This is a genomic window from Sulfurovum sp. (assembly GCF_041551015.1).
GTDB lineage: Bacteria > Campylobacterota > Campylobacteria > Campylobacterales > Sulfurovaceae > Sulfurovum.
The window spans coordinates 21,145-27,144 of record NZ_JBFENQ010000008.1; the positions used below are offsets into that span (position 1 = coordinate 21,145).

Annotated in this window: 5 protein-coding genes; 4 read left to right on the plus strand and 1 reads right to left on the minus strand. The window is 36.1% G+C overall.

Annotated features, from left to right (window positions below):
* The first annotated feature begins 78 nt into the window (after positions 1–78).
* The 4 genes from ABZC96_RS01180 to ABZC96_RS01195 are packed head-to-tail and all read left to right on the plus strand — an operon-like array spanning position 79 to position 4,501.
* Positions 79–525, plus strand: coding sequence for a cytochrome c (locus ABZC96_RS01180; RefSeq protein WP_373028483.1), 447 nt, complete (start codon positions 79–81; stop codon positions 523–525).
* 4 nt (positions 526–529) lie between these two features.
* Entirely contained in the window at positions 530–1,903 is a 1,374-nt protein-coding gene (locus ABZC96_RS01185; protein WP_373028484.1) for a cbb3-type cytochrome c oxidase subunit I, read from the plus strand.
* A gap of 3 nt (positions 1,904–1,906) precedes the next feature.
* Positions 1,907–3,706: a nitric oxide reductase activation protein NorD gene (locus ABZC96_RS01190; protein WP_373028486.1), complete on the plus strand. Its 1,800-nt coding sequence runs from the start codon at positions 1,907–1,909 to the stop codon at positions 3,704–3,706.
* A gap of 9 nt (positions 3,707–3,715) precedes the next feature.
* The gene (locus ABZC96_RS01195) at positions 3,716–4,501 is read left to right on the plus strand and encodes a CbbQ/NirQ/NorQ/GpvN family protein (RefSeq protein WP_373028488.1); all 786 of its coding nucleotides are present in this window, start codon (positions 3,716–3,718) and stop codon (positions 4,499–4,501) included.
* Between the two features lie 25 nt (positions 4,502–4,526).
* Here ABZC96_RS01195 and rpoD read toward each other — a convergent pair.
* On the minus strand, positions 4,527–6,000 hold a 1,474-nt coding region (gene rpoD / locus ABZC96_RS01200), incomplete at its 5' end, for an RNA polymerase sigma factor RpoD (protein WP_373028489.1).

Consider the following 6,000-nt stretch of genomic DNA (forward strand, 5'->3'; position numbering starts at 1 on the left):
TTAAAGGTAGAATTAAATAATTTAGAGATACAATGCGAAATACTACTAAGAAGTAGAATTAAAAAAAGGAGTGACTATATGAGTGAACGTATTACTAAAAATATGGCTAGAAACATCTACTTTGGTGGAAGTGTTTTTGCCATTTTAGTGTTTGCAGGTCTCACAGTGGATACTGTAGGACAAGTACCCAAACTTTCAAATGCTCAGAATATTACAGAATCTGTTGCACATGGAAAACATTTATGGGAAAAAAATAACTGTGTAGGTTGTCATACCATAATGGGAGAAGGGGCATACTATGCACCAGAACTTGCGAATGTTTTTGATCGACGTGGGGGCGGGAGTGATGAAAGCTTCAAATCCTTTATGAAAGGCTGGATGGCAGCGCAACCGATGAATACACCTGATAGAAGAAAAATGCCACAGTTTAATCTAAGTGATAAAGAAGTAGATGATATATCTAACTTCCTGATCTGGACATCTAAAATAGATGATAACGAATGGCCACCAAATATAGAAGGATAATACAATGAAATACAGTTCACAAATGGTCGCAAAACCATATTTTATTTTTGCATTGGTTCTTCTTGCCGGAGAGATACTTTTTGGTTTGATTTTAGGTACACAGTATATAGCTGGAGATTTTTTATTCCCAGAGATTCCTTTTAATGTGGCTCGTATGGTTCACACAAACTTACTTATAGTTCTTATACTGTTTGGTTTTATGGGTGCAACTTATTATCTTGTTCCTGAAGAGAGTGAAAGAGAACTTTGGAGTCCTTGGCTTGCAAAAGCTACATTCTGGATTTTTGCTGCAGCGGGTGTTGCAACGATCTTAGGTTATTTACTTGTTCCGTATGCAACTCTGACAGAGATTACCTATAACAACATTTTGCCAACGATGGGTAGAGAGTTTCTAGAACAACCGACTATCACTAAAATAGGTATTGTTATAGTAGCTTTAGCATTTATTTTAAATATTGGTATGACTGTTATCAAAGGTCGTAAAACGGTTATTACGGTTGTTTTACTTACGGGTCTTTTAGGTCTTGCGGTATTCTTCTTATTTGCATTTTATGTACCTGATAACCTGGTACTGGATAAATTTTTCTGGTGGTATGTAGTACACTTATGGGTTGAAGGTGTTTGGGAGTTGATTCTTGGTGCTATTTTGGCATTTGTGCTTATTAAAGTGACAGGCGTCGACCGTGAGCATATTGACAAATGGTTATACCTGATCATTGCCATGACTTTAGTTTCTGGTATCGTTGGTACGGGTCACCACTTTTTCTACATAGGAACGCCTGGATACTGGTTATGGATAGGGTCTATTGCTTCTGCTGTCGAACCTTTACCTTTCTTCTTGATGATCCTGTATGCATTTGCTATGGAGAAACAAAGAAGAATCGACCATGATAATAAGATCGCTCTTACTTGGGCAAAAGGTACAGCGATAATGGCATTTTTGGGTGCGGGTGTTTTAGGATTTCTTCATACTTTAGCTCCAGTTAATTACTTTACTCATGGTACACAGCTTACAGCCGCACATGGTCACTTGGCATTTTTTGGTGCGTATATTATGATTTTATTTACTATCATCTCTTACGCTATGCCTATAATGCGTGGTCGGTTACACGGAAATGGAGCAAAAGCACAAGCGGTTGAGCGTAGAAGTTTTTGGATGATGGTTATAGGAATGCTTGGTGTTACTTCAGCATTGGTTATTGCTGGAACGATGCAAGTATTTATACAACGTGTTGGTGTAGATGTTTTAAGTTTTATGGATACTCAAGCTGAAATTATACCTGTATATACGGTTCGTTTAGGTTTTGGTCTTTTAACTCTAGCTGGTCTACTCACTTACTTTTATAGTTTCTTTGTAAAAGAAGAGAGTGCTGCATAGCGTATGTTGGAATTTGAAGAATCTATAGGTAAAGTTTGGGATAACTTTTTAACCAAAAAGACAGATACAGCTTATGAAGATAAGAGGGTTTTTTTTGAGGAAAAAAGTAAATCTTTAAAAATTTTTTATCATCTTTTAGGTGGTGAAAAAGGCAAAGAATTACATATCACAGATAAACGATTTATAGATACTTCACGTACGCTGCTTCAAAAAATATCAGGTTCAGGCAAGACATTTTTTCTTGCCTGGCAAGATGAAACAGGGCTTTATCTCCCCTCTTCATTAGCTTATTTTGATTCACATGAAGAAAACACTATGATGTATTTTTGGCTTGTTGCGATGGCTACAAGATTTGATACACATAGAGGGACGTTGCTGGAAAAAAACTTTTATGCATCTATAGAACTACTCAATGAGTATCCGGGATTCAGGGCTTTTTATGACAAAGCAGTAGACCAACTCACAGAAAAAAATGAAAAATTATCATTTGTTAAGTCTTTAACCAAAGAAAATTTAACAGATGAAAATTATCTTGAGAATTTAGATCTATATCCATTTGCATTATGGATCTATCCACCATTATCGTCTAAAAAAAGTTATAGTGATTTTGATGATGAGGAGGAACCGGTACGTGGGAAGGAGCAGTCAGAAAAAACTGATACCCTAAAGATGAAAAAACAAGCCAACCAAATGGATGATAAGAAAGAAACAGATGGCTTGTTGGCATTTTTACCGGATGCCATGATGAGTATTATGGAACAGGTAAATGTAGATAGAAGTGAAGATGACAGTTTTGATGAAGATGCACTCTATAATGCTGAAGATTTAGATGAGATAACATTAGGACAAAAAAAAGCAAATTTAAATGCAAGACTAAAAATGGATCTAGATATCTCTTCCAATTCCAAAGAAGAGTACCCGTTAGGAAAAGGATATTTTATAGATGAATGGGATTATTCAAAAGAGAAGTATCTAAAGAATTATGTCTGTATCAAACCTTTGATCACAACAAATATAGAACCTGTAGTGTTTCCGGTACATTTAAAAAAAATATACAAGAAAATTCAAGCTGAACTTGATCTGATGGAGCTTGATCGCATCAAAAATACTAATCTTCCTTATGGAGATGAGATAAATTTAGATACATGGATAGATTATAAAGGCCATCAAAACAAGTCAGGACATCATCAAAAATTCTATACAACTTTTGAGCGAAAGATGAGAGATATGTCTACACTTATTTTAGCTGATATCTCTCTCTCAACTGAAGCAGCAATTACACAAGAGATAAGAGTGATAGATGCTATAAAAGATTCCTTAATGGTATTTTCGGAATCACTTGAGCGTTTAGAAGACAGGTTTGCCATATACGCTTTTTCTTCACTGAAAAATACTAACGTACGTTTCCATATCATTAAAAATTTTAAAGAGAAGTACTCAGATTATGTTCGTGGAAAAATAGATAACATAAAACCGGGCTATTATACCCGTTTAGGTGCGGCAATCAGAGAAAGCTCAAAAATACTCAACAAACAACAGAGCCAAAATAAACTATTACTGATCATTAGTGACGGTAAACCAAATGATGTAGATAGATATGATGGCAGGTATGGCATAGAAGATACAAAAAAAGCTATACAAGAAGCTAAAAAACTAGGGCTTATACCATTTTGTATCACTATAGATATAGAAGCCAAAGACTATCTATCTTATCTGTTTGGAAGAAATGGATATGTGGTAGTAAGAGATTCTAAAAAGCTACCAAAAGTACTACCCGAAATATATATGAGCTTAACAAAATAAGGAAAAGAAATGTCAAAAACATATTATAAAGAACATGCAAATGAAATTGAACTATTTGAGGCAGCAGCATCGATGAATTTACCTATTTTAATCAAGGGACCAACAGGTTGTGGTAAAACAAGATTTATAGAAGCGATGGGTGAAAAACTTGATCGTAAAGTGTATACTGTAGTCTGCCATGATGATCTAAGTGCTGCTGATCTAGTGGGTCGTCACCTCATAGATGAAGGTGGTACTTTCTGGCAGGATGGCCCACTGACAAAGGCTGTAAGAGATGGTGGTATCTGCTATCTCGATGAGATCATAGAAGCAAGAAAAGATACCACTGTTGTACTTCACTCTTTGGCTGACTATAGAAGAGTATTACCTATAGACAGAACAGGTGAAATGATAGAAGCACATCCTGACTTTATGTTGGTTGTCTCCTATAATCCAGGCTATCAAAATGTACTTAAAGGGATGAAACCAAGTACCAAACAGCGTTTTATCTCACTTAGTTTTGATTACCCAAATGCGGAGATTGAAAAAGAGATCATCATAAAAGAGAGTGGAGTTGATACTGACATTGCAGAAAAACTTGTAACGATCGCAGGTGAGATCCGTCAGCTTAGCGACAATGAAATTCAAGAAGCAGTCTCAACAAGACTACTTGTTTATGCTGCAAAACTGATCACTAAAGGTTTTGATGAATATGAGGCTTGTATGCACTCTATAGTAGAGTCTTTGAGTGATGATAATGAAGTGATTGAGGTGCTGGAGAAACTTATAGGTTTACACTTTATGCGTAAAGCATAAGTATCTTTGCACCTAAAGAAGAGGGTTACTCTTCGATATAGTTTTTAAGTTTTCTTCCCACTTTAGGGTGCTTGAGTTTCTTGATCGCAGATGATTCTATCTGTCTTACTCTTTCACGAGTAACACTAAGCTCTTTTCCTATCTCTTCAAGTGTTCTGTCACTTTCATCTTCAAGAAGACCAAAACGCATACGAATAACGGCTTTTTCTCTCTCGTTAAGCTGGTCAAGTACATCATCTATCTGGTTGTTGAGGTCATCTTTAAGTACAACGTCAGTTGGACTCAGTGTTGTTTTGTCTTCAATGAAGTCACCAAATCTACCATCATCTTCATCACCTACTGGCGTTTCAAGACTGACAGGCTCTTTAGTGATCTTGATGACATTTTTTACTTTATCTACAGATAAGCCTACTTCTTCAGCGATCGTATCAAGATCTGGCTCTTTTCCTGTTTCCTGAAGGTGTTTTCTGATGATCTTATTGATACGGTTAATCGTCTCGATCATATGTATAGGGATACGAATCGTTCTTGCCTGGTCTGCAATGGCTCTAGAGATAGCCTGACGTATCCACCATGTTGCATAGGTTGAAAATTTGTACCCTTTTTCATACTCAAATTTATCAACAGCCTTCATAAGACCGATGTTCCCTTCTTGAATAAGGTCAAGGAATGGAAGCCCTCTGTTCGTATAACGCTTAGCAATGGAAACAACCAATCTAAGGTTAGACTTTGCCATTCGTGTTTTAGCTACTTCACTTTTTGCTTTACCTTGACGGATCTGTCCTAAGATCTCTTGGAGTTTTTCTTCAGAAAGATCAAAACCACCTTTACTCGCTTCTCTTGTCTCAAAAAGTTTCTTGATCTCAACATAGGTGCTTACCATTGTGGTCTCTGGTACAGCATCGATAATATCATCTTTATCCATATTGATGATGTTGTCAAGCAGTTTTTTGTGATTTGCTTTAAGCGTATCATTGAAAAGTGGAAGTTTATACTCTAAACGTTTAAGCTCTTTGTCGAAACTATCATCACTTTTAAGTGCAGTTTCCATTGCTTTAACGAGTTCGTTGATGAGTTTAGATGTTGGTCCAAGATTTAAAAGAGCTGCTTTAAGCAACTCTTTTTTAAATGCAATTTTAAGACGCTCATGGAGAATTTTTACTTCATCCGTTTCTGTCTCTAAGAATGTATCTAGATCTTCACGTGATTTCATCCACTCTTTTTTTGCCTTTTCAAGCTGCTTAAAGCTGTCAACAACTTGTTTCACTCTTTTATCATCTTTAGGTGTAGTTGTTTCTGCTTCATTATCAGAATCATCAGAATCATCAGAATCATCTTTATCAGATTTGTCATCTTCAAAGCTTTTGAAAAGTTCTTTTACACGTCTTTCACGATTGAGTAAAGGTTCTTTATAGTTAATGATGTAACCTATAAGGTAAGGAACAGAACAGATAGCATCGATAATGATATCTTCTCCCTCTTCGATACGCATAGAGAGA

Bases quoted from the DNA above. Each gene is read 5' to 3' on its own strand.
- ABZC96_RS01180 (WP_373028483.1), top strand. From the start codon at position 79: ATGAGTGAACGTATTACTAAAAATATGGCTAGAAACATCTACTTTGGT.
- ABZC96_RS01185 (WP_373028484.1), top strand. From the start codon at position 530: ATGAAATACAGTTCACAAATGGTCGCAAAACCATATTTTATTTTTGCA.
- ABZC96_RS01190 (WP_373028486.1), top strand. From the start codon at position 1,907: ATGTTGGAATTTGAAGAATCTATAGGTAAAGTTTGGGATAACTTTTTA.
- ABZC96_RS01195 (WP_373028488.1), top strand. From the start codon at position 3,716: ATGTCAAAAACATATTATAAAGAACATGCAAATGAAATTGAACTATTT.